Origin of the sequence: Clostridioides sp. ZZV15-6383, assembly GCF_020657735.1 — a bacterium.
Taxonomy (GTDB): domain Bacteria; phylum Bacillota; class Clostridia; order Peptostreptococcales; family Peptostreptococcaceae; genus Clostridioides; species Clostridioides difficile_D.
In genome coordinates this window covers 70,941-96,085 of sequence record NZ_JAGWCV010000002.1, presented here as the reverse complement: position 1 = coordinate 96,085, position 25,145 = coordinate 70,941, and the positions used below count along the sequence as shown (strand labels likewise).

27 protein-coding genes and 1 riboswitch are annotated in these 25,145 nt (G+C 27.4%); of the genes, 6 read left to right on the top strand and 21 right to left on the bottom strand.

Annotated features, from left to right (window positions below; genetic code table 11):
* Window positions 1-43: 43 nt before the first annotated feature.
* Window positions 44-1,915, bottom strand: coding sequence for a tetratricopeptide repeat protein (locus KGF42_RS01465; RefSeq protein ID WP_227823023.1), 1,872 nt, complete (start codon window positions 1,913-1,915; stop codon window positions 44-46).
* Between the two features lie 192 nt (window positions 1,916-2,107).
* On the opposite strand from KGF42_RS01465, the gene KGF42_RS01460 reads away from it, so the two are divergent.
* Together KGF42_RS01460 and KGF42_RS01455 are read left to right on the top strand one after the other, a co-directional pair.
* Window positions 2,108-3,034, top strand: coding sequence for an AEC family transporter (locus tag KGF42_RS01460; RefSeq protein WP_227823024.1), 927 nt, complete (start codon window positions 2,108-2,110; stop codon window positions 3,032-3,034).
* 138 nt (window positions 3,035-3,172) lie between these two features.
* A complete protein-coding gene (locus tag KGF42_RS01455; RefSeq protein WP_227823025.1) occupies window positions 3,173-3,319 on the top strand; it encodes a hypothetical protein in 147 nt (48 codons plus the stop codon).
* A 103-nt stretch (window positions 3,320-3,422) separates the two neighbouring features.
* On the opposite strand, the gene KGF42_RS01450 is transcribed toward KGF42_RS01455, so the two are convergent.
* Together KGF42_RS01450 and KGF42_RS01445 are read right to left on the bottom strand one after the other, a co-directional pair.
* Entirely contained in the window at window positions 3,423-3,923 is a 501-nt protein-coding gene (locus KGF42_RS01450; protein WP_413926981.1) for a GNAT family N-acetyltransferase, read from the bottom strand.
* A gap of 75 nt (window positions 3,924-3,998) precedes the next feature.
* The gene (locus tag KGF42_RS01445) at window positions 3,999-4,223 is read right to left on the bottom strand and encodes a hypothetical protein (protein WP_054274080.1); all 225 of its coding nucleotides are present in this window, start codon (window positions 4,221-4,223) and stop codon (window positions 3,999-4,001) included.
* Window positions 4,224-4,419: 196 nt separating this feature from the next.
* On the opposite strand from KGF42_RS01445, the gene KGF42_RS01440 reads away from it, so the two are divergent.
* Both KGF42_RS01440 and KGF42_RS01435 read left to right on the top strand, forming a co-directional pair.
* Window positions 4,420-5,544, top strand: coding sequence for a DUF3810 domain-containing protein (locus KGF42_RS01440; RefSeq protein WP_227823026.1), 1,125 nt, complete (start codon window positions 4,420-4,422; stop codon window positions 5,542-5,544).
* 209 nt (window positions 5,545-5,753) lie between these two features.
* Window positions 5,754-5,849: riboswitch (cyclic di-GMP riboswitch) on the top strand.
* Window positions 5,850-5,902: 53 nt separating this feature from the next.
* Window positions 5,903-6,079: a hypothetical protein gene (locus KGF42_RS01435; protein ID WP_054274082.1), complete on the top strand. Its 177-nt coding sequence runs from the start codon at window positions 5,903-5,905 to the stop codon at window positions 6,077-6,079.
* Window positions 6,080-6,524: 445 nt separating this feature from the next.
* Here the strand turns inward: KGF42_RS01435 and KGF42_RS01430 are convergent, their stop codons facing one another.
* The 5 genes from KGF42_RS01430 to KGF42_RS01410 all read right to left on the bottom strand — a co-directional run bounded on the left by KGF42_RS01430 (window position 6,525) and on the right by KGF42_RS01410 (window position 11,469).
* Window positions 6,525-7,349, bottom strand: coding sequence for a DUF5780 domain-containing protein (locus tag KGF42_RS01430; protein ID WP_227823215.1), 825 nt, complete (start codon window positions 7,347-7,349; stop codon window positions 6,525-6,527).
* 345 nt (window positions 7,350-7,694) lie between these two features.
* Window positions 7,695-8,750 (bottom strand): flavodoxin-dependent (E)-4-hydroxy-3-methylbut-2-enyl-diphosphate synthase, encoded by a 1,056-nt coding sequence (ispG, locus tag KGF42_RS01425; protein WP_227823216.1) that lies wholly within the window; start codon window positions 8,748-8,750, stop codon window positions 7,695-7,697.
* Window positions 8,751-8,931: 181 nt separating this feature from the next.
* Window positions 8,932-9,936: an RIP metalloprotease RseP gene (gene rseP, locus KGF42_RS01420; RefSeq protein ID WP_227823217.1), complete on the bottom strand. Its 1,005-nt coding sequence runs from the start codon at window positions 9,934-9,936 to the stop codon at window positions 8,932-8,934.
* Between the two features lie 12 nt (window positions 9,937-9,948).
* Window positions 9,949-11,103 carry a 1-deoxy-D-xylulose-5-phosphate reductoisomerase gene (locus KGF42_RS01415; protein WP_227823218.1) on the bottom strand — a complete coding sequence of 385 codons (1,155 nt, stop codon included), beginning with the start codon at window positions 11,101-11,103 and terminating at the stop codon, window positions 9,949-9,951.
* Between the two features lie 162 nt (window positions 11,104-11,265).
* Complete coding sequence (locus tag KGF42_RS01410; RefSeq protein ID WP_107595090.1) at window positions 11,266-11,469, bottom strand: helix-turn-helix domain-containing protein; 204 nt, start codon at window positions 11,467-11,469, stop codon at window positions 11,266-11,268.
* A gap of 176 nt (window positions 11,470-11,645) precedes the next feature.
* On the opposite strand from KGF42_RS01410, the gene KGF42_RS01405 reads away from it, so the two are divergent.
* The gene (locus KGF42_RS01405; protein WP_227823223.1) at window positions 11,646-12,230 is read left to right on the top strand and encodes a hypothetical protein; all 585 of its coding nucleotides are present in this window, start codon (window positions 11,646-11,648) and stop codon (window positions 12,228-12,230) included.
* A gap of 109 nt (window positions 12,231-12,339) precedes the next feature.
* Here KGF42_RS01405 and KGF42_RS01400 read toward each other — a convergent pair whose 3' ends face one another.
* The 10 genes from KGF42_RS01400 to KGF42_RS01355 all read right to left on the bottom strand — a co-directional run bounded on the left by KGF42_RS01400 (window position 12,340) and on the right by KGF42_RS01355 (window position 20,571).
* Window positions 12,340-13,119: a phosphatidate cytidylyltransferase gene (locus KGF42_RS01400; protein ID WP_054274088.1), complete on the bottom strand. Its 780-nt coding sequence runs from the start codon at window positions 13,117-13,119 to the stop codon at window positions 12,340-12,342.
* A gap of 12 nt (window positions 13,120-13,131) precedes the next feature.
* Window positions 13,132-13,866 carry an isoprenyl transferase gene (locus tag KGF42_RS01395; protein ID WP_054274089.1) on the bottom strand — a complete coding sequence of 245 codons (735 nt, stop codon included), beginning with the start codon at window positions 13,864-13,866 and terminating at the stop codon, window positions 13,132-13,134.
* Between the two features lie 28 nt (window positions 13,867-13,894).
* Window positions 13,895-14,098 carry a hypothetical protein gene (locus KGF42_RS01390; protein ID WP_054274090.1) on the bottom strand — a complete coding sequence of 68 codons (204 nt, stop codon included), beginning with the start codon at window positions 14,096-14,098 and terminating at the stop codon, window positions 13,895-13,897.
* A gap of 2 nt (window positions 14,099-14,100) precedes the next feature.
* Window positions 14,101-14,658: a ribosome recycling factor gene (frr, locus tag KGF42_RS01385; RefSeq protein ID WP_003424532.1), complete on the bottom strand. Its 558-nt coding sequence runs from the start codon at window positions 14,656-14,658 to the stop codon at window positions 14,101-14,103.
* 25 nt (window positions 14,659-14,683) lie between these two features.
* Window positions 14,684-15,388 (bottom strand): UMP kinase, encoded by a 705-nt coding sequence (gene pyrH, locus KGF42_RS01380; RefSeq protein WP_227823219.1) that lies wholly within the window; start codon window positions 15,386-15,388, stop codon window positions 14,684-14,686.
* An 83-nt stretch (window positions 15,389-15,471) separates the two neighbouring features.
* Entirely contained in the window at window positions 15,472-16,383 is a 912-nt protein-coding gene (gene tsf / locus KGF42_RS01375; RefSeq protein ID WP_003424535.1) for a translation elongation factor Ts, read from the bottom strand.
* Window positions 16,384-16,461: 78 nt separating this feature from the next.
* Window positions 16,462-17,175 carry a 30S ribosomal protein S2 gene (gene rpsB / locus KGF42_RS01370; protein WP_003424537.1) on the bottom strand — a complete coding sequence of 238 codons (714 nt, stop codon included), beginning with the start codon at window positions 17,173-17,175 and terminating at the stop codon, window positions 16,462-16,464.
* 208 nt (window positions 17,176-17,383) lie between these two features.
* Window positions 17,384-18,568: a D-alanyl-D-alanine carboxypeptidase family protein gene (locus tag KGF42_RS01365; RefSeq protein WP_227823220.1), complete on the bottom strand. Its 1,185-nt coding sequence runs from the start codon at window positions 18,566-18,568 to the stop codon at window positions 17,384-17,386.
* Between the two features lie 103 nt (window positions 18,569-18,671).
* Window positions 18,672-19,730 carry a potassium channel family protein gene (locus tag KGF42_RS01360; protein ID WP_227823221.1) on the bottom strand — a complete coding sequence of 353 codons (1,059 nt, stop codon included), beginning with the start codon at window positions 19,728-19,730 and terminating at the stop codon, window positions 18,672-18,674.
* Window positions 19,731-19,926: 196 nt separating this feature from the next.
* Window positions 19,927-20,571: a helix-turn-helix domain-containing protein gene (locus tag KGF42_RS01355; protein WP_054274093.1), complete on the bottom strand. Its 645-nt coding sequence runs from the start codon at window positions 20,569-20,571 to the stop codon at window positions 19,927-19,929.
* Window positions 20,572-20,758: 187 nt separating this feature from the next.
* On the opposite strand from KGF42_RS01355, the gene ytaF reads away from it, so the two are divergent.
* The gene (ytaF, locus tag KGF42_RS01350) at window positions 20,759-21,382 is read left to right on the top strand and encodes a sporulation membrane protein YtaF (RefSeq protein ID WP_227823222.1); all 624 of its coding nucleotides are present in this window, start codon (window positions 20,759-20,761) and stop codon (window positions 21,380-21,382) included.
* 55 nt (window positions 21,383-21,437) lie between these two features.
* Here the strand turns inward: ytaF and KGF42_RS01345 are convergent, their stop codons facing one another.
* The 3 genes from KGF42_RS01345 to KGF42_RS01335 all read right to left on the bottom strand — a co-directional run bounded on the left by KGF42_RS01345 (window position 21,438) and on the right by KGF42_RS01335 (window position 24,962).
* The gene (locus KGF42_RS01345; protein WP_054274095.1) at window positions 21,438-23,354 is read right to left on the bottom strand and encodes an endonuclease MutS2; all 1,917 of its coding nucleotides are present in this window, start codon (window positions 23,352-23,354) and stop codon (window positions 21,438-21,440) included.
* A 249-nt stretch (window positions 23,355-23,603) separates the two neighbouring features.
* A complete protein-coding gene (locus tag KGF42_RS20375) occupies window positions 23,604-23,762 on the bottom strand; it encodes an RtcB family protein (protein ID WP_227825619.1) in 159 nt (52 codons plus the stop codon).
* Window positions 23,763-23,978: 216 nt separating this feature from the next.
* Window positions 23,979-24,962: a protein kinase domain-containing protein gene (locus KGF42_RS01335; RefSeq protein ID WP_227822738.1), complete on the bottom strand. Its 984-nt coding sequence runs from the start codon at window positions 24,960-24,962 to the stop codon at window positions 23,979-23,981.
* Window positions 24,963-25,145 lie beyond the last annotated feature (183 nt).

The following is a 25,145-nucleotide window of genomic DNA, read 5'->3' as shown; positions in this document are numbered from 1 at the left end:
TGGCTTTTTTATATTTAAATCTATATAATCTTATAATGCTTTTTTAATTATCATGTTCTTCATCTATAATCATTTCAGTTTCAAGTCCTTCTAACATTGAATCTAAACTTTCTTTTATATTTAGTATATAAATTGGTACATACTCTTCTTCATCTACTACCTCTTCTTGCAATTTAAATGGAGGAATTAATACTTCATCGAAGTCTATATTTAAATTAGGAAATCCTTCTACTATCTCTTCACAATTATCGTATTCTTCATTGGCTAAAGAAGTATACATGTCTAGACTCTTTTTGTAATAAAGACCTGCAAGCATATACTCACACTTCTTACTTCCATATTTAATACCTTCCTTATAATATTTCTCGGCTTCTGCATCATCATTTAATTTTAAATAAATTTGTCCTAAATTATATATAGATTCAACACAACCTTGTGCTCTAGCCTTTTCATACCAAAATTTAGAATTTACATAATCTTTATAGAACATGTCATAAATTAATCCTACCATGTGTTGAGCATACACATTATTCTCATTAGCAGGTGTATCAAACATCATTTTAGACTCTTCCAATTTTCCTTCTCTAAAATAAATTCTACCTAGATGTATACGAGCATTCATATGACTTTTGCTACTTGCCATTTCAAAATACTTTCTAGCATTTTTTGTATTTCCTAAATTCTCATATATACACCCCAGTCTATAACTAGACCTAGTATCTCCATTTTCAGATGCTTTCTTATACCAACTTATAGCTTCCTCGATATTATTTAAATCTTCATAAATATTTCCTAATTTAATTTGACAAGATACATTATTTGGAATTCTTGAATAATACGAAATTGCTTTTTCTATATCTTGATTCTGATAATATAAGTCCCCAAGATTTTCAAGAGAACTTTTACATCCAACAGCTATGGCATCTTCATAATATTTAATAGCATTTTCATAATCTTTTTCTTCAAAATATATGCCTGCTAGATTGTTTTTTGCCTCTGTTATATCATCTTCTGCAGCCATTTTATAATAAGTTTTTGCTTTTTCTATCTCATTTTCCCTATTATATAAATTAGCAAGTCTATACTTAGAAAGTGTATGATTTTTTTCTATTGCTTTCTCATAATAATAGATTGCATCTCCTAATTCTTCTTTTCTATCATATACGTATGCAAGCCTATACTCAGACTTCACATCATCTCTATCGGCACTCTTTTTATAATACTTTTCTGCTTCTTCTAAATTATCATTTATTTCCATAATCATACCTAAGTTAAAGCAACCTTTCGTATGACCTGACTTGTACAATTGTTTATATAAACTTACTGTTGATTTATTATCTTTCTTTTTTCCATTTAATATTGCTAAATTATATTTTGCATCATCATCTAAAAGCACAGAACCTTTTTTATAATACTCATATGCTTCATCATCTTTCTCCAAAAAAGTATATAATACTCCTAAATTAAAACAAGCTTTCCCTAAATTATTGTCAGCTGCTGCTTTTAACCATTTTTCACATCTTATAAAATCTTTCATTTTAAAATGGCATACACCTAAATTGTTTTGTGCTTGTAAATACCCTAAATTTGCTATCTTTTCATACCAATATATAGCATACTCATAACCATCTAATCTATAATACATATTACCTAAATCAAAAGCAGCATCCTCACTTCCACTTTTATATGCCATTGAATACCACTTTTCTGCTTCTTTAAATTGTTTTTTACTTTCATATATATTTCCCAAAGTATATTGGGATTTTACATAATTATCTAATGCCGCACTCTTATATAATTCTATTGCACTTTCTGTCTTACCCATCTTTTCAAGAATAGCTCCCTTAGTATGTATGACTTTCGGGTCATTAGATATATTTTTTATTTTTTTTATAGAAAATTTTGTATTTTTCATTATTCACTACCTACCCATTTTATAAAATATATTCTCTCAAACATTATTATACATTATAATCTATAATTAATGCTATAATATTGAATTTTTACCTTTTGTCACTATATTGTAACATTAAATTTTAAATTTTATAATCATTAGATTTTATTATTCAATTGGTATATAATGTATATATAGGGGGGAGGACATTTTATGAATTTCAGCAATATTTTTATTCAAGTTGCAGTTTTATTTGTAATTATTTTAGTCGGATTTTTTATCAGAAAATTCAACTTATTAGATGACCACTGCACATCTAAACTTTCAACTTTAACAATGACAGTTTTTTTGCCATCAATGATAATTAGTTCCATGCAAATTAACTTTGATAATAAAATGATACAAAAAATACTATTGTTATTATTTACATCTTTGATTATGTATATAGTTTCAATTATAATTGCATTTTTATTAAAATACATTTTAAAGTGTAATAATAAAAAAGATTTGGGGATATATCAGTATATAGTTGTTTTTTCAAATGTTGCTTTTATGGGATATCCCGTAATTGAAGCAGTTCTGGGGCATGAAGCGATATTCTATACTGCAATATTCAATTTACCTTTTAACTTATTTTCTTTTACTTTAGGGATTTACCTTTTATCTAAAGGTAGTACAGATAATGGTTTTTCAATAAAATCACTTATAAGCCCTGCTACAATAGCTATTATTATTGGACTTTTTTTATTTGTTACAGGACTTAGATTACCTCAATTTATAAATGAGCCACTTAAGATGTTAGGAAACATAACTACACCAATATCAATGATTATCATTGGAAGTTTACTTGCTAACTCTTCAGCTCTCGATTGTTTTGTCAACAAAAAATTATATGTAGTTACCTTTATAAGATTATTGGTACTTCCTGTTATTGTATATTTTATTCTAAAAGGATGGGTGAATGATAAGATGATTTTAGCTATACCAGTAGTAATTTCTTCTATGCCTGCTGCTGCAAATACTGCTATAATGGCTAATCAGTATGATTCTAATATAACACTTGCTTCACAATGTGTGTTTTTTACAACACTATTTTCAGTTATATCTATACCTTTTATAAGTATTTTATTGTTGTCTTGATTTATTATTTTATGTATTATATAATAACATATTCAATAAATTACAAATATAAACATTTTATTGTAGTATATTGATGGAATTTTTTCCTAGATATTTGTCAATAATATCTATATGTATTATAGAATAGGAGGCTTAAATATGGATATAGATTTACTCTTTAAAATAGTATTTGCTATAGTTGCTATAGGTATTTCTGTAAAAATTATCAAAACTGTTGCCAGCCTAGCTTTTAAAATAGCTTTGATATTGCTGATAATTTTATTTGTATATAGAATGTTTTTGTAAACATTTAAAAATAAGTTTTTTAATATCATAGAGAAGTAGAATAGAGTATCTTTAATGAAAACTATTTATTAAAGACACTCTATTCTACTTCTCTATTACTGTTTTAAATTAAATTTTTATTATATCTCCCCATAATATAAACATCTTCAAATTTGCCATCTCTGATTACAGCATATTTTTTAATACCCTCTATTTCAAAACCTAACTTTTTGTATAAATTTAATCCCTTTTCATTGTCTACAATTACTTCTAATCCGACTCTAGCTAACATAATCCAATTGTCTGCTATGTCTAGAAGTTGTTTTATAAGTTTTTTCCCAACTCCTCTTCCATGATAATTCTCAGCAACAGTTATTCCTATTTCTGCACTATGTCTCAATCTTGGAGAAGAATTTACATGTAACCCAGCAAAACCTATTATATCTTTTTCTCCATTATTATTAGTTTCAGCCACAAACATATAATCATTTTCTCCCAAGGAATCTAACATAGCCTCAGTTTTATCCACTCTGTCACTCATTAATGCCAAAGTATTTCTCATAACACTGTATACTCTTCTAATTTCATTAACAGCTTGTGCATCTTCTCTTCTTATAGGTCTTATTATTATATCTATAGGCTACTCATATCGCTTCCCCCTTAAACACAATCTTTATTTTTACTTAAAACTTTACAAGTTTTATTTTATACTGTTTAAATCTATGTATGCTTCTATTTGAGGTACATATATCATATTATCTTTTATATGTGTACTTCCAAATTCTTTTAACTCTGTACCATCTTTATCCTTAGTTATTTTGTATCTAATTGACTCATCTCCTTCATTTACTTCAGCATGAAAAAACATGCCTTCATATTGTTTAAATCTAAAATTAAAATCATCTTTAGTAAGTTTTATTACCATATTTTTATCTACTCCTTACATAATTAATATCTTTCTTATTATTAGTTGTATATAAACTGTTTATTCATATTAATATATTATAACTTATCATTTATTTAGTATAAAGTTATAAATACATATATCTATACTTATTTTACAATCTATCTTCAATTAATATATAATAGATTTATACAAACTAATATCTGTGAGGTGAAATATGAGCAAAAAGACAAAATATTTTTCTTTAATTCTTTTTCCAATTGCTTTGCTTTTAAATTTTATAGCAAGCAAAATTCCAAATATTGTTGAAAAATATTACTCTCAAGTTATAAATAAAGTAATTGTACAAGTACTTAGTAAAATTTCAGGAATTTTTCCATTTTCTCTATATGAAATTACAATATACATAATCGTTATCTCTGTCTTTTTATTTTTATGTTCTACTGTATTTACAGTTTTTAATAAGAAAAAAAATTTAAAGGCATTTTTAAAGAATTCCATTTTAAATATATTATCCATTGTATCAATAGTATACTTTCTTTTTGTAGTACTTTGGGGAATAAACTATAACAGGATTCCACTTGAAACCACACTTATAAATAAATATAATTTGGAAAACAGTACTTCTATCAAATCAAAGCAACATAGTGTTAAAGAGCTTACTAAATTATATAAATTTCTTGTAGCTAAGGCAAATGAAGCTAGAAGACACACATTACAAGACAAAGACGGAGTTGTAAAATCTAATACAGATTATAAAAGTATCATAAATAGAGCTCAACTAGGATATGATAATATTTTGGACATATTACCTAGTGTTAGTGGCAGTTATTCTAAAGCTAAGTACGTTATTTCATCAAATCTTATGTGTTATACAGGAATAACTGGCATATATTTTCCCTTTACGGGTGAGGCAAATGTAAATATTGCAATACCTGACTTATATATTCCTTGTACAGTTGAACATGAAATGGCACATCAGAGAGGATTTGCCAGTGAAGATGAGGCTAATTTTATAGCGTATATTACTTCTATAAAACATGCTGATATTGATTTTAACTATTCTGGCTATATTTTAGCTTTAAACTATACAGCTTCTGCATTAAGCAAGGTTGATTATGATGCCTACGTTGAAATTTCTGCTGGTATTTCAGATTCTGTTCGTAGAGATTTAAAAAACGAAAGTGAATTTTGGAAAAAATATGAAGGTAAAATTGATAAAATTTCTAATGAGTTTAACGATTCTTATTTAAAAGCTAATGGTATTGTTGAAGGTACTCAGAGTTATGGTAAAATGGTTGATTTATTACTGACTTATTACGAATTATATCCATATAATTAAGTGATACAATTCAAGGCTACATTCACAGACAGCTGGTTCTAAATCAGCTGTTTCTTCGTTTAAATAAGTTTTAATTCCTATCAATTACATATAATTTGAATATATATATTTGGGACGTAAGATAAAGTCCATGCCCCTAAATTTATTTAATATTTAAACAAGCATGTTGAATAATAATTCATTCTATTGTATTATATAAGCGTAGAATAAAACTAAATAGGCAAAACTAGAGAAATTTAGTGACGCAAAGCTATAGGGACTAAGGCTTATAAGATTCTTATAAGTTATGTTAGCCAGTTGCCAAAAAGATGTTTTCTTTTTGTTTTTTATGTAAGTTTTTTAGGGGGATAAGTGATATATGTTTAAAGATAAAATGGATAGATGTACACATATACTAACTGCTTATATTGGTAGTTCGTATGATTATTGCAATTTTATAGATACACAATTGGATGATTTTATACTAGAGTATGGAGAGAATGTAGTAGAAAACTGCTTACATCAAGTAATGGTCTTGGTAAGTAAATATAATTAGATGGATTTTATTTTCTAGAAAACCCTTTTAGTTTTATCTACTCTTAACAAAGTATTCTTAAATACTAAAATTAAATAACGCTAATCCTTCATATATCAACTATATAACACACTCATTTCTAACTATTATGTTATGCACATTTTCATTGTCTTTAATAAATATTTTAAGTAAAATTTTGAAACATAAAACTATTATATTTATTTCACTGTTTGTACTCAAATCTAAAAATGGATACATAGAATTACATTACGTACAAAAAATCTAAAATTTACAGAAAGCATATTCTTTAAAAAAAAAGCATATATCAAAACTTGATATATGACTATAATCTTATAATATAAGCCATTCCATTACAATATAAGATTGACATTTTCAACTAAATTAGTAAGGATTTAACTATCTTAATAACTAGCTAAATGCATAATTAATTTACTATAATTAAATATTACTTATAATAATTTTCTAATACACTAGTAGCCACTGATTTACCTTGAAAATTTTTCAACCAATTCTCATATGCTGAATTTTTCCACACACTACCATCACTAAATGTTACTTGTTTTACACATGATATGATATACTTTACATCGTGCTGACCAGTGGGTTGTTTCCATTTGTCAAACAATAGAGAAGCATCATTTTGATTCTTACCTGGGGCTATTGCATTTTTCTTTGCATATTCTTTCTCCATTTGCTGCCATTCTTTCAACCATCTTTCTACCCATGCCTTACCTTGTTGTTTTTCAAACATACTTATTATATCCTTTGGTGGTTGTTGTTGCATTTTTCTATAAACATGTGAATATGATTTCGGAGATACAGGAGATATACCTGCTACAATTCCATAGTCTACACCATCTGGACTAAATCCAACGCTTCCTACTTCTCCATTTGTTGCTACATTTCGAGCATCCCAATATAACTCAAGTGGTTTTCCATTTTTATCATACGCTAAACATGTAATTTCATAGTCCATAATTGCCTTTTTACTGACATTTGTCAAATTTATAACATTGCTAGGCCAATGATAAGTAGTATCATCATACTGCACTTTGCTATTATTTATAAATAGTGGAATATTTTCATTATAAACAATACCTTTGCTATTTGAAGTATCTAAGACTTTATGTGTGGTAGTGCTTTCTGTGTTTGCTAAGTATACACTTGTTCTTTCTGAATTGGTTGTATCAAGAGAAAATGTTGTAGTCGTTCCAGTAACCAATAACACAACAACTAAAAGAGGTAAACTAGATATTTTTTTATATTTCATACTTCTTCACCCTTTCTTTTATTAATTTGTACTAAAATAATTTTCAAAAAATATTAACATTTACATTAACATAATCTTCCAATAATTCTAGTAACTATATACTATCATAATAACAATCAAGTTTCAATACTATAACTGTACTTTTTCATTATACTAAATATTATTTTATTTTCATAAATTTAAAATAGAGTTTAAGTCATGTATATGAAATTAAACTAGAATATAAATTTTTTGTATTTATTAAAATTTATTAAATTAAAAATGACCAGATAATTAAATACTTATAGGCAAAACTATTCTAAAAGTATCTAAAAATCTAGCCAATTAATATCTCTTGATTGTATACTACAACTTCTCAATCTCTTCTATTAACTCATCAACTAACTTGTCACCATCAATCATTCTCACTATTTCACCTTTTTTAAATAAAAGCCCTTCACCTTTACCACCAGCAATACCTATATCAGCTTCTCTCGCCTCACCAGGTCCATTTACAGCACACCCCATGATTGCAACAGTAATATCTTTTTCCATACTACCAATCTTTTCTTCAACCTCATTTACGACACTAATTAAATCTATATTACATCTACCACATGTAGGACATGATATAACCTTAATCTCATCATTCAAAAGACCCAAACTTCTTAAAATTTGTTTGCCAACAACAACCTCTTCAACAGGGTCACCTGTTAAAGATATTCTAACAGTATCTCCAATTCCTTTAAGAAGAAGCGCCCCTACTCCTATAGAAGATTTTATTGTACCTTTATGGATACTTCCAGATTCCGTAATCCCAACATGAAGAGGATAATCAACTTTTTTCGATATTAATTCATATGCATCAACAGTTTTATAAATATCAGATGATTTTAGAGATATAACTATATTATGAAAATCTAAATCTTCAAGAATTTTAATATGTCCCATTGCACTTTCAACTAATGCTTCAGGAGTTGCAGAACCATACTTTTTCAAAAGTTCTTTTTCTAAAGAGCCACCATTAACTCCTATCCTAATTTTTAAATTTCTTTCTTTACATTTCTCAACTACAGCCTTAACTCTTTCTATATTTCCAATATTACCCGGATTTATCCTAATACCATCCACACCTTGTTCTATAGCTTCAAGAGCTAATTTATAGTCAAAATGTATATCAGCAATAATTGGTATATTGACACTAGACTTTATCTTTCCTATATTTTTAGCGGCTTTAATATCAGGAACAGCAACCCTAACTATATCACAACCAGCTTCCTCTAGCCTTTTTATTTGAGCTATTGTAGCATCTGCATCTCTTGTATCAGTGTTCGTCATAGATTGTATACTTATAGGGTTTTCTCCTCCTATTTTTACATTTCCCACACTTACTTCTTTAGTCTTTCTTCTCTCGTAACTCATATTCCACCTCTATATATTATTTTATATTAAATCTCTTTAAATATTAAAACACTATAACCTACATGTATATTATAAATTAAAAAGCTATATAGTTAAATAAGAACAAATTTCATACATAAAATTAATTTATTCTTATTTAAAACTACATAGCCCCTTTTCTTAAACTCTCTAAAAAACTAAATTACTGAAATAATCTTAGTATATCTTTATATGTGATAAAAAGCATAAATAACATTAAGGCTCCAAAACCAACAACATTTATCATACCTTCTTTATTTGGATCGAGTTTTTTACCACCTCTAACAGCTTCTAATAATAACATAAGTATTCTCCATCCATCAAGTGCTGGTATTGGCAATAGGTTTACTATACCTAAATTTAAGCTTATGACAGCTGCTAAATACACTACATTTATAACACCTGTACGAGCTGCATCTGACACCATACCAATAACACCTACTGGTCCTGCAACAGCATTACCAATTCCTCCTGGAACACGACCTGTAATCATTTGGCCTAAGAAAGTTAACATTTGTTTTGTCATATCTACAGTAGTTTTACACGCATTTACTATTGAACCAAAAAAGTCTTTTTCTCTTTGTGGTTGAATCCCTATTTCATACTTTCCATTGTTATTTTTAGGTGTTACACTTATAACTTTATCACTTCCATCTCTAGTTATACTAAGTTTCAATTCTCCACCAGAAGAAGTATTTATTATATTTGCAACTTCATCCCAAGTCTTAACAGAGTTGCCATTAATTTTATTTATCTTATCCCCAACTTGAAGTCCTACAGCTTGTGCAGGAGTATCTGGCATTATATTTCCTAGTTTAGTTGTTGGAGAACCTATATATAAAAAGACTGGTACTAAAAGTATTGCTGCTAATATTATATTAAATATTGGCCCTGCTACAATAGTACTAAATCTTTGTAATATAGATTTATTTCCGAAAGAATTTGGACTTATTTGTTCTTCATCTTCACCTTCCATACTGACATATCCACCAATTGGTAGAGCTCTTATAGAATACTCAGTATCTTTTTTTACACTATATATCTTAGGTCCCATACCTATAGAAAATTCATTTACTTTGATACCACTTCTTTTTGCAAATATAAAATGTCCTAACTCATGTATTAATACAATTATACTAAATAGTATTAATGCAGCTATTATAGTCATAAATTCACCTTCCTATTTCTTTATCAGATTTGTAACATAAGCTCTACTCCATCTATCTGTTTCCAAAATTTCCTCTAATGTTGGTTTACTTATGCTACTATGAACTTCTAAAGTCTTCTCTATGTAATATGGTATGTCATAGAAACCAATTTTATCCTCTAAAAATTCACTTACTAAAACTTCATTTGCTGAATTTAGAACAGAAGAATAAGTTCCTCCCATTTTTAAACATTCATAAGCCAATTTTAGACATGGAAAAGTTTCTAAATCTGGTTCTTCAAAAGTTAAAGTACTAAATTTTGAGAAATTCATTCTTTCAAAACTACTTTCCATTCTATCTGGATATGTAAGAGCATATTGTATTGGCAGTCTCATATCTGGACATCCTAATTGAGCAATTATTGAACTATCTGCATACTGTACCATTGAATGGATTATACTTTGTGGGTGAACTATTACATCTATATTTTCTTCTTCTACTCCAAACAACCATCTAGCTTCTATTACTTCAAGACCTTTATTCATAAGTGTTGAAGAATCAATACTTATCTTTCTTCCCATACTCCAGTTTGGATGCTTCAAAGCTTCATTCTTAGTTATATTTACAAGTTCATCCTTTTTCTTCCCTCTAAATGGACCACCAGATGCTGTAAGTATTATCTTTTCTATATTTTTTTTATTTTCTCCATTTAGACATTGAAATATAGCACTATGTTCACTATCAACAGGAAGAATATTTACATTATATTTTTCTGCCTCTCTCATTACGAGCTCACCAGCAGTTACTAACGTTTCTTTATTCGCTAATGCTATGTCTATTCCCTTTTTTATTGCACAAAGAGTTGGAACTAATCCTATCATACCCACTACAGCAGTTAAAAGTACATCAACTTCATCAAGTGATGATATTGCTTTTAATCCTTCCATACCTGCTAAAACTTCTATTTCTATATTTTTTGGTAACATTTCTTTTAATTTTAATGCTTTGTTTTTCTCAAAAACTGTTACATATTTAGGTTTAAATTCTACTATTTGTTCTAACAATAATTCAACATTACTATTAGCTGATATTGCAACTATCTCAAACTTATCTCTATTTTCTCTAACCACATCCAAAGTTTGCTTACCTATAGAACCAGTAGAACCTAAAATTGATATTTTTTTCATATAATAATCCTTTCTAATAATAAATATACCCTACCAAGACATTATAACACTACTAAAACAATTATTTTTACTATTCACAGAAATTTCATATGATATTCTACAAGTTAAAATCAATCCATTATTTCTGTATTTTCTAAAATATTATAAAATGCTCTAGTATTATTAGATATCTCTTTTTATTTCTACAACATCCTCTATTTTACAGTCTAGTGCTAGACATATCTTCTCCATTGTATCCATAGAAACAGATTTATCATTTCCTAATCTACCTAAAACAGAAATACTTATACCTGATATACTTACAAATTCCATTTTCTTTATTTTTCTATCAATTAATAGCTTCCATAATGGCGCATATGAAATCATGTTATCACCTCGCAAAATATATTTTATCATATTTTATCTATTTTGGAAAATTTTCATCTATTTAGATAAATAGATGAAAATTATAGTTTAGTAAATATAAATATGTTAAAATAAGTCAAAGTAATAGATTCAAAAACTATACTCTTAAAGAAGATGATTAAATGAAAGGAGATAGTATGTTATATTTATTAAAAATTAATCAATTTGAAAAAAGTCATGATATAGGAATTTTTAAAAATGAACAATCAATATATAAATTCATTGAGAAAATACCCTTTATAAAAAAAGAGAGTAATAATTTTAATTATATAAATTACTACATGGAATTTGAAGATATTCCTGAATATTATGAGGTAAATTTCAATAACTATTTATACATTATTACTCGATTTTCATTCATACCAGATGGAACAGAGATATTTTTTACTTGGGAAGAAATCCATTGTTGGGATGAAGAGGTCGCTATTGAGAAAACTTTTATAAAGGGGGAAACATTGGTAGATTCATATAACTTTCCAAATACCGAAGTAAAAGACTATATACAAAAGCGAGAATCATTATATACAGAAACAAAAAGATATTATGAAGAGAAAGGATTAAAAATTGAAAGACATGCACTTGGTTCAGAAGATGGCGAATATGTTGAACTTATAAATGATTCCATACTTTATTTGCTAGATGTACGTGCAGTTGAGATATGGGAACAATCAAAAAATATAGAAGAGTTTCTGCATAAGTATAAAAAAAATTTGATTAAATAATGAAAATAGCCATGTAACTAATAACTACAGAATTTATCTGCTTTTAAAAGTTACATAGCTATTTTCATTACTAGCAATTATAGACCGCCTTTTTAAAACCAACCAATCTTTATCTAATAAAAAATTTAATAGTACTATATACAAAAGGTGCAACTAATATAACACTATCGAATCTATCTAATATACCCCCATGACCAGGTATTATCTTTCCATAATCCTTTATCCCTACATATCTCTTTATAGAAGATGCAAACAAATCTCCTAACTGAGCTATTACACTTCCTATACTTCCTATTATCGCCAATTGAAGCAAATTAATGCCAAATAAATATCCAAATAAAATACAACAAAGTGTACTTCCTATTATTCCTCCAATAGCTCCTTCTATAGTCTTTTTAGGACTAACTTTAGGAATTAACTTGTGTTTTCCAAGTAAATAACCACTAAAATATGCAAATATATCTGTCATAAAAGATATCACAAATATAAGCCATACATATATACTCCCTTTTTCAAATCCATTTATAGTTATGACTATAAAGTCTAAAAATACTCCTATATAAAAAATCCCTAAAAATGTAATCGAAACATCTATAACATTGTTTTTGCCCATCAACATATAAATTATACTTGCTAAAAATAAAATAAAAATCACTGCATAAGTATATTCCAATGGCAAGTTAAAAATATTTTTTACAGCTAAATAAATAGAAAATAAATATCCTATAACGAATATTGGATGTATATCTTTTATTTTAAATGCCTTATAAAACTCATGTAATGCAATATAAACTATTGCCGTCTCAGCTATATATAGAGGAATCCCTCCATATACAACAAATAGAAATAATGGAACCAGAGCTAGTGAAGCAATAATTCTTGTAAGCATAAAATAATCTCCTTACTTAAGTCCTCCAAATCTTCTATCCCTTTTTTGATATACGTATATAGCCTTCTGTAATTCTTCTTTTTTAAAATCAGGCCAATGTATATCAGTAAAGTAAAACTCAGAATAAGCAACTTCCCAAAGTAAAAAGTTACTCAATCTTTGTTCACCACTTGTTCTTATTACTAAGTCTGGATCTGGTATAGACTTTGTGCTTAAATAGTTTTTTATAATATCTTCATCAATATTGTTTATATCTATTTTACCACTTTCACAATTTTTTACTATATCTATAAGAGCATTTTTTATATCTGCCCTACTTCCATAGTTCAATGCCAAATTTAAGTTAACTCCTGTATTGTCTTTTGTCATTTCCTTAGCTGAGTTTAATTCTCTTATACAAGTTTTTGGTAAAGCACTTATATCTCCTATAGCAGTTACTTTTACATTGTTTTGGTGAAGTTCAGCTATTTCATTTCTTAAGTATGTAGATAATAAGTTCATAAGTGTGTCAACTTCGAGTTTCGGTCTCTTCCAATTTTCTGTTGAAAATGCATATAATGTCAAGTGCTTAACACCTAAATTTGAGCATTCTTTTACTATATCTCTTATAGTTTCTACTCCAGCCTTATGTCCTGCAGTTCTTGGAAGAAATCTAGATTTTGCCCATCTTCCATTTCCATCCATTATAATAGCAATATGAGTAGGTATGTTATTTAAGTCTATGTCATATATAATGTTGTTATTCATATTTTGCCTCCAATATTGTTCTGACTCCTTAAATTAAGGAGTCAGAAAAGTATGTGATTATTATTTCTACACTATCACCTATCTCAGATATTTTTATAACTCTAGGAACTACAAGTTTATCCTTATCCTTTTTACCTTCAATAGATTTTATGGTATAATTGACATCTTGTTCATCAAAATATTGTTTTACCTCATCTACATGAAGACCTAAAAGGTTATAATATTTTTTCAATATTATACCTCCATTATATCCTTTTCTTTTTTAGATAATAATGTATCTATTTCTTTTATAAATTTATCAGTCATTTTTTGAACTTCATCTTGTGCTTTTTTTAATTCATCTTCAGTTAATTCTCCGCCTTTTTCCATCTTTTTAATTTTCTCATTGGCGTCTCTTCTTTCATTTCTTATTCTAACTTTAAAATCTTCTGCAGCTTTGCTAGCTTTTTTAGCTAATTCTTTTCTTCTTTCTTCTGTTAAAGCAGGTACAGAAAGTCTTATAACCTCACCATCATTTGATGGATTTAATCCTAAATCTGAATTAGCTATAGCTTTTTCTATTTCATGCATAGCAGATTTATCCCAAGGAGATATCATTAATATTCTTGGCTCTGGTACAGATATAGCACCAATTTGATTTATTGGAGTTGGAGTTCCATAATAATCAACTCTTATTTTGTCTAGCATTTGTGCATTAGCTCTTCCAGCTCTTATAGTTCCAAATTCGAACTTTAAAGCATCAATTGTCCCATTCATTTTCTCTTCTAATTGCTTATGTATTTCTAGTTTCATAATTTTACTCCTCCTTCATTCTTCATTATTTTACAGTAGTTCCTATATTTTCACCTTTTACTGCTCTTATTATATTCTCTGTTGTAAGCTCAAATACCTTTATTGGAATTTTATTATCCATACATAAAGATGTAGCTGTAGAGTCCATTACTTTTAACTCTTTTTGTATAACTTCCATGTGACTTAATTCTGTAAATTTCTTAGCATCTGCATGTACTTTTGGATCCTTGTCATATACTGCATCAACATTTTTAGCTAACAAGATAACTTCTGCCTCCATTTCAGCAGCACGTAAAGCAGCAGTTGTATCAGTTGTAAAGTAAGGGTTTCCTGTTCCTGCACCAAATATAACAACTCTTTCCTTTTCTAAATGTCTAACTGCTCTTCTTCTTATATATGGTTCTGCAATTTGTCTCATGTCTATAGCAGTTTGAACTCTTGTAGCAACATCTATATTTTCTAGTGCATCCTGTAGTGCCATTGCATTCATAACTGTAGCTAACATGCCTATATAGTCAGCAGTGGTTCTGTCCATTCCTTCACTAGTTCTACCTCTCCAGAAGTTTCCTCCACCTACTACTACAGCTACTTCAACACCTATTTCTTGTATTTTTTTAATAGCAATAGCAATATCATTAACTACATCATTATTTATACCAAAACCTCTTTCTCCTGCTAATGCTTCTCCACTTAATTTCAACAATACCCTTTTGTACATTGGTTTATCCATCAGAAACCTCCTATTTCAATCCTTCATATCCATTTTTTCTATTTTTTAAAAAAGAGAACACTTGCGTGTTCTCTCTTTGGTTATTACTTAAGTTGCTTAGCAACTTCTTCTGCAAAGTTTTCTTCTCTCTTTTGTATACCTTCACCAACTTCGAATCTCACAACTTTAACAACTTTTATATCAGAACCTACTGCTTTAGCAACATCAGCAACTAATTGTTTAACAGTTATATCTGGATTTTTAACGAAAGTTTGTTCTAATAAACAAACCTCTTTTAATTCTTTTTCTAATCTTCCTTTAACCATTTTTTCAACTATATTAGCTGGCTTTCCTTCATTTAAAGCTTGTTGAGTTAATACTTCTGTTTCATGTGCTATGTATTCAGCATCTACTTCATCTCTTGAAACATACTTAGGATTCATAGCAGCAACTTGCATAGCTACATCTTTACCTAATTCTAAAACTTTAGCATCTCTAGCTTCTGTTTCCATTTCAACAAGAACACCTATTTTTCCACCACCATGAATGTATCCAGCAACTTGTCCATTAGTTACAACTTTAGCAAATCTTCTAAAGTCTAATTTTTCACCTATTTTTGCAACTCTATTATTTAAAACTTCTTGTAAAGTTATTCCCTCTTTATGAGTTTCACCTAATAGAGAGGCTATATCTTCTTTATCAGTAGCTAATGCCATACAAGCAGCATCTTTAACGAATACTTTGAAGTCTTCGTTTTTAGCAACGAAATCTGTTTCTGAGTTAACTTCTACCATAGAAGCAACTGTATTATCATCGTTCATTTCTATTGCAACTAGACCTTCAGCAGCAACTCTACCAGCTTTTTTAGCAGCTTTTGATAATCCTTTTTCTCTTAATAAATCTACTGCTTTTTCCATATTTCCTTCAGCTTCTTGTAAAGCTTTCTTGCAGTCCATCATCCCTGCGCCTGTACTTTCTCTTAACTCTTTTACCATTTGAGCAGTTATATTAGCCATTTTTTAAGTTTCCTCCTACTTATTCTATTCCATATTATAAATGGTAAGGGCGACCCTTACCATTTAATTGTCAAATTATTATTCTTGGTCTTCAGCTACTTCTTCTTCAGCACCTTGTCTACCTTCAATTACAGCTGTTGCCATAGCACCAGTTATTAATTTTACAGCTCTTATAGCGTCATCATTTCCTGGTATAGCAAAGTCTAATTGTTCTGGGTCACAGTTAGTATCAACTATACCAACTACTGGTATACCTAATCTATGAGCTTCTTGAATAGCTATGTTTTCTTTTCTTGGGTCAACTACGAACATTGCACCTGGTAATTCAGGCATGTCTTTTATTCCACCTAAGTATTTTTCTAGTTTTTCTTTTTCAGCTCTTAATTTTATAACTTCTTTTTTAGGAAGAACATTAAATACACCTTCTTCTTCCATTTTTTCTAATTCTCTTAATTTATTTATTCTAGTTTTTATAGTTTTGTGGTTTGTTAACATTCCACCTAACCATCTTTCATTAACAAAGTACATTCCACATCTTTCAGCTTCATCTTTTATAGCATCTTGAGCTTGTTTTTTAGTTCCTACAAATAAGATTGGCTTTCCTGTTTCAGCTACTTCTTTAGTGAACTTGTAAGCTTCTTCAACTTTTTTAACTGTTTTTTGTAAGTCTATTATATATATTCCATTTCTTTCTGTGAATATATACTTAGCCATTTTAGGGTTCCATCTTCTCGTTTGATGACCAAAGTGAACACCTGCTTCTAATAATTGTTTCATTGATATTACTGACATTATTCTACCTCCTGGTTTTATACCTCCAGCTTGATCTTCTCCCTAAAAAACCATGTAATAGGCACCTTTTAAGGATCCCAATGCTGTGTGTGATTTATTTTATTTTTTCACCTCTAGTAGTATATCATAGAGGTGAAAAAATAACAATATTTTTTCCATATTTTCTATTTTTATATTTTTTTGTGTATTTTATACCATTTTTTTGAATTTAATTTGCAAATTTCATTTTTAATTTTGTTTTCAATGGTATGTTATTTACACTATTATTACTTACTATATCTACACTTCCAAGTAACTCTCCTGAATCAGTATAGTATTTTATAGTACCCATAGTATCACCTTTTTTAACAGGATACTCTATATTTTTAATCTTCACTTCAGATTTTATATTTTCATCATCTTTTAATATTGTATAAAGTTCATCTTTTGCTTTTAATGTAACCTCTAACTCTTTCATTCCTTTTATATATTTCTTACCAATAAAACTATCTTTATCAATTACTTTTTTCATATCGAAATTTTCTTTCCCGTATTTCAGTAATGCTAAAGAAGCAGATGTTCTTTTATTTTTATGATTAGTGCCCAATACAACACCTATTACTCTACGTTTTTTCTCGTTTTTATCATTTTTATTTACAACCATGGAAAATGATAAGCAATATCCAGCATTACCAGTGTATCCAGTTTTTATACCATCTACTTCTGGTATAATTCTTAATAGTGCATTTGTATTGCTTTTTTCAAAACTTCTATCTGAATTTGTATATGTCTCCATATCAGTTATAGCTGTTACTTGTTTTTCATAATGGTCAAACATGTATTTTCCAAGAATAGCTATATCTTTTGCAGTAGATATATTTTCTTTTGCTGGTTTTTTGGGATTACTTAAATCGTATATCGGAAGACCATTTGGATTTAGAAAATGCGTATTAGTCATTCCTATTTCTTTTGCTTTTTTATTCATTCTATCCACAAATGCTTCCTTAGATTTACAAATATGTTTTGCTATAGCAATTGCCGCATCATTTCCTGATACAATCATAAGACCTCTCATAAGCTCTATAAGTGGCACTTCTTCACCATCTTTAAGTTTATAACTTGACCCTTTTACTGATGCAATAGATTTGTCTATTTTTACTCTGTCAGTTTCTTTTACTTCTTTATTTTCAATAGCTTCTATTGCAAGTAAAAAAGTCATCATCTTACTTAAGCTAGCTAATGGTACCTTCATATCAGGTTCTTTACTATATAAAACTCTACCTGTCTCTTGGTCTATAAGTATAGATGTTTTTGAATATTTGTCTACAGATTTTTCATCTGCATATGAACAACTTGGTATTATAAAAACTAGAATCATGGCTAATGCTATAATTTTTTTTATTGCATTTTTCAAATTTTTCACCTTCTTGGATTATTAAGTATATTTATATTTAAATTTTCCCTATTTAGTCCAATTTATATCTAGTAATTAATACCTATCCATATTTACACATATATTATTTTAACATTCTCTTAATAATAACAGATGCCCAAATCGCTCCTATTGTAACTCCAAAAAATACTTCTATTCCTACTAAAATTTTACCAACCAAACCTGTAGCAACCATATCTCCATATCCTACTGTACTAAATGTAGCCATACTAAAATACCATAAGTCTATATACATTTTTAAAATTTCACTTACTGAATAATCAGCTATGTTATTTATATTTAAAGCTATAAGTGTACTATTTGAAGTTTCTATACCTACAAATAGGTATAATAAAGCAAAAATACTTATTATAGCTATAATAATAAATAATATATTCCAGGGTTTTTCTCCATATCCTGTAGTATAACGTGCCATTTGATCAAAAAACTTTTCAACTAAATAATCGCTGAATGTGGGATAATCAGAGCGTTTCATTATTTTACTGCTATAAATTCTTTCCTTATAATAGTAAGGGCCTATCCTCTCATATTCCCCAATTTTTGTTGCTTGATTTCTAGCTATCCTATAATTTATTTTTCCATGTTTATACTCGCTTTTTTCATACTCTACATTTTTCAGTACAAATTTTGTACACATACTAAAAATTATTCCATCCATTCGTGGAAAATTTTCTACCTTATTAACTACTAAATCAGGCCCTTTAAATTTTACTTTTTCGAATATAATATCATTTATATGCTCTTTGTTAAATTTCGTCTTATTAAAATCACAATTTCCTAAGAACACACAACCATTAAAAAATACCTGTTTTTTAAATTCTGTATAATCAAAAATAGCATTCTTTTTAAAAATATACTTTTTAAAATTTGCTTTCTGTTTAAATATAGCTTCAGAAAAATTTAATATGTCATAATCATAAATTAATGTTTCTTCAGCATTGAATTCATTTTCAAACACAAATCCATTAAATTCACTTATCTTTTCTTTATAAAGAGTATCCATCATTAGTTGTATCTCTTCATCAGACTTATTTTCTTTATGAAAGATACAATATCCAGAGGAATCTGCTTCTCTATGACATTTTTTTCTCTCATCTATTTTAGATATCCATTTACAATTCATAAATATCCTCCAGTACAAAACAATTATTACTATTTTGTATTAGTTTGGATATTATTTTATTTTATATACTTAAATAGTTACAAAATATATATTAAATTTTTTAATCTTTTTCTTCTACTTTCAATTTGTTTCCTATAAAAAATAATAAATTTTATATATATTTTTATTTCCTTGCATAGTAAATATGATTCTAAAACTACTTATCATTTTTAAGTAATTTCGTAACTATATTTAATGCTACTAAATCATCCATAAACCCTATTGGAAATACAAAATCTGGAATTACATCTGTCGATATAACAAAATAAAGTAGCATACTTCCAATCAATAAATATTTCTTTATTGTAAGTCCATTTGTGCAAAAGTCAGCATACATTTCTCTTAATCTGTCTGTAAATTGTCCTTGCTTTTCAATAGAATCTATCTTTTTATTAAAATTATCAAAAAGTAACTTTTTACCTTCATCCGTTTGGACATATAATTTACACTTACTTAATTCTTTTTCAATATTTCCATTAAAATTATTATCATTGATTAAATTTGCAAATCCAAGAACATCATCAAAATTACTAAAATCACTATCTGTATTAAATATTTGATTATTATTATTTCTAAATTCATATCCTGAAGCTTTTAATAATTCTTCTAGATTAATATTTAAATGTATTGCCATCTTTTCTAAATGATTTATATTTGGCTTTTGTTTATTATTAGCTATACGAGAAATAGTAGATTTATCAATTCCACTTTTTTTACTCAATTCTCCCATTGATATTTCTTTTTCTTCTAATAAAATCTTCAACAAATCACCGAAATTCCCAACCTTGTTATGTTGCTCCATTATTTTCACCTGCTTTATTATGATTGGTTTTATATTATTATATAATATGATTTTTTTGTTATTTAGGTGTTGTATGATGTTGAAATTTTATCAACAATCTATTGGTTTATCTGTAACAATTTATCCATTTTTACAATACTATAACTAATATAAGTACAAAATTTAAGAGAAAGGATGTTAATCTACTGTGATTGAATCAATTTTATTAGTGACTTCTCTTTGTATAGATGCCTTTGTAACAAGCTTTGGATATGGCGTAAATAAAGTTAAAGTTCCTTTATATTCAAATATAATTATTAGTGTAGTTTGTTCAGCTATTTTGGCAATATCACTTTTTGCAGGTACAATAGTTAGAGATTTTTTACCTCAAAATATAACAATGTTAATATGTTTCTTTATCTTATTTTTATTAGGAAGCGCTCGACTAACTGAAAGCTTTTTTAAATCTTATTTTAAGAAAAAATCCATACATTCAAAAGATTATAACTTTAATATGTTGGACCTTAAATTAAATTTTAATGTAAGTATCGAACCAGATACTTTAGATACAAGTAAATCTAAATTGCTTAAATCTGCTGAAGCATTTACACTTGCTATTGCTCTAAGTTTAGATGGATTAGCAATTGGATTTGGTAGTGGTCTTGTAGGTGTAAATTATATACAAGTTATTCTATTTTCTTTAATATCAAATGTAATTGCAGTATTATTTGGTTATTTACTAGGAAATGTATTTGCTAAAAATGTAAATTTAAATTTATCTTGGTTAAGTGGTTTAATCCTATTGGTCATTGGATTTATGAAGATATATTAATAAAGAAGCTATCTAAAAATAAAATTTTATCTTTAGATAGCTTCTTCTATGTTTTTTATATTTGTTTTCTATTCTCTCTAATTTCTTTCTGAATCTTTTTAAGAGCTTTTTTTGAACCCCTCTGGATATCTTTTTCTAATTTTCTATCTTTAAAATTAGTAAACAATGTATCCAAATCATATCCTTCTGGATACAATTCTGATGCTTTTATACTAAGTTGTAACCTTTTTATGTTTACTGAAATAAAATTATTATTAAACAATACTTCTACATTATTAAACTTGTCTATTGGTTTATATACAACTCCAAAATCATCTTCATCTAGTAATTTTACTTTATCTCCTACATTATAATCTGTATAGTTTGGAATCACTTCTAAATTATTGTTATCTTCAATATTAGATTGTAGTTTACTCCTTTTAACTAAATCTAAATTGTAGTTTCTATCAATTATATACTCTTTAGCTCTATCTAATACTCTATTTTTTATGCCCATTTTTTTGGAAATAAAAAGAGCATTACTATCTTCAGATTTTCCTATAGTCAACTTATACATGGGTTCTAAAGTTTCTTTATCAAACATCATACCAGCATTTTCAAACTCTGGATGTAAATTAGCAAACTTCTTTATCTCTCCATAATGAGTTGATGCTATTGTTATACATCCCATTTTATAAAATTCTTCTAACAGTGATATTGCTAAGCCTGAGCCTTCATTAGGTTCAGTTCCACTTCCTATTTCATCAAATAGAACAAGGGTAGAATTATTTGATAAACTCATAATCTCTGCAATATTTTTTATATGTGATGAAAAAGTACTTAAGGCATTTTCAATGCTTTGATTATCACCTATATCTACAAAAACTTTTTCAAATACACTAAATTCACTGCCTTCTTTTGCAGAAATATCAAATCCACATTGAACCATTAAAGTTAACAGCCCAACAGTCTTAAGAGTTACAGTTTTTCCTCCTGCATTAGGTCCTGTTATTATAAGACTTCTATAGTTTTGGCCTATTTCAAAATCTAAAGGTACTACATCTCCTGTTAGAAGTGGATGTTTACCTTTAATTATTTTTATATAGCCATTATTATTTATTTTTGGAGTAATTCCTTTTATTTTTTGGCTATACTTGGCTTTTGCAAATACCATATCATATTCAGAAAGTATCTCTATATTTAATTTTATCTGACTTATCTTATCAAATATAAGTTCTGTTAAATAAGATAATATTTTATATTCTTCAATAGTTTCATCAGCTTTTAGCATAGTCAATTCTGTACTTAAATTTGAAACACTTATAGGTTCAATAAATACAGTATTTCCTTTTGACGATGTGTCTAATATAGTACCATCAACTTCATTTTTATAAGAAGATTTAATTGGTACTACATATCTATCATTTCTTTTACTTATTATAAACTCTTGTATATACTTTTTATTTACAGTTGATGTTACAAATTTATTTAATCTATCTTTTATTTTTCCTTCTGTAATTTCTATATTTCGTCTTATTTTTTTTAATTCTTTACTAGCATTAGAATCCACTTTATTGGATTTTATACAGTAATTTATCTCATCTTCTATATTTTTACATTCTGTTATATTTAAAGCATAGGAACTTAATGTCGGTGAATAAAATTCTTTTTCTAGCATAAAGGCTTTCATCTTCCTACAACCTCTTAAAAAATCTCCAATATTTATAAGTTCAACTGGTTCTATTATCATTCCTTTTTCAATTTTATCTATTGTAGAACCTGCATTAAATAATCCTTCAAGTGGTATGTGATTACTATTTTCAATTATCTTTCTAGCTTCTTTATTTTCTGCTAACTTCCTTCTTACTACTCCAATATTCCCACTAGGAGTTAATTTATCTATTAAATTTTTTCCTAGCGAACTTACACAATGTATTTTTATTAATTCTTTAACTTCATTTAGTTGTAATCTTTCAAATGTATTACTATTCATTATTTTTCTCCTTTATTTATAAGCCATCATCTTTTAAATCACCATATCATTTACTTTGATAATAGTTATTTTGTGAACAACTTAATAAATAAGGAGTTATTATATACCAAACTCCTTATTTATTAAGAAGTTTAACTCCGGACTCATTAATGTTAGTATTTTTTTTCATAAAACACTTCTCCTTTTCTATTCTTATTTAGACACTTATATCAGTGCTTCTAATATTATTCCATAAATTATATATTCATGTCAATAAAAATTAAATAAAGTAATTCCACAGCCTATATCATTTCCAATTATATGTGGATAAATAATATTTCTAGTTTCAACTGCTAAACCCACAGGTATTTTACCCGCATGTAAATCATGTAATCCTACTACTCTTAAAATTCCATCTAAATTTGAAATATCTTCAAGTTATTTCTTTGCTATATCTTCAATCCAACATTTTTTACTTGCTATAAGTGTTATTTTACTCATGCTTTGCTCCTAAATATTTAATACCTCATTATTTTTTGCTAACATAATAACCACTTCCTTTCATAATTTAAAACTATACTATAATTTCTATATATATGTATATCATTCATATACACTTCTTTTAAAATATTTAATATATAATTTTTATATTATGGAACTAATAATAATCATTGAAATCATGACTATTGCTAGACCAGCAACAACAAGTTTTTTATGTAATTTTTTTCTCACTTTGATTTTATCTTCTTTTTTAACCTGTACAATGTTATTTTGTTTCTGTTCTTCTTCTTTCTCATCTTCAACTTCTATATATGCTTTTTCATACATTACTTTGCTTAAATCAACAATAATATCATTGGCTCTAGTATACTTATTATTCCTACCAAGAAGCCTTTTTATAACATTTATAAGTTCTATATTTCCATTAATTGCTTTTATACTATTCCAATCTAATCCTTTATCAATAGATTGTAACATTTTTTCTTCTGAATTTGATTCTCCAAAAGGTAATTTTTTAAATATAGCCTCAAATAGAATAAGGCCTGTTGCAAAAAAATCACTCTCTTTATCAGTATAATTTATACATAGTTGATGTGGACATAAATATCTTCTGTTTCCATAGCTTCTTGTATTAACCCCATTATTTGCTTTTGTAATTCCAAAATCACAAATTTTAATATTATATTCTGTATCTACTATTATACTACTTGATTTTAAACTACCATGATATGAATTATTCCTATGTATCATTTCTAAAGCTTTTAAAACTTGTATCATTATATTTACAATTGCTTCTAAATGAAGATAATTACCTAGAATTAATTCATCTAATCCGATACCATTAAAGTCTTCACTTACAACATAATACAATGTTGTTTCTTCTGTACAATGAATCCCAACATCTATTATTTTTAGTATATAAGGAGAATTTATCTCATCTAAAGCAGTACTTTCATCAATTAAGTTTGAAACAAAATCCTCACAGATATAATTATTATGCTTTATGACTTTTATGAGCACATTTTTTCTGTAAAAAACATCTCTAGCTTTATAGATTTTGTTAATTTCTAAAACGTCATCAGAATTTACTACCTCATATCTATTGCCTATAAAATTCAACCATGTCACCTCCTCATACATTTTATATAACTAAATCTATTTACAATTATACCAATATATAGGAATATTTTCTATATATTAATGATTGTAATATTAAAACAAGAACTAGTAATGATAATTTTATAATATAAAAACAAGGAAGTCATAAACTTCCTTGTTTTTATATTATAAATATCACTCTAAAAAAATTAT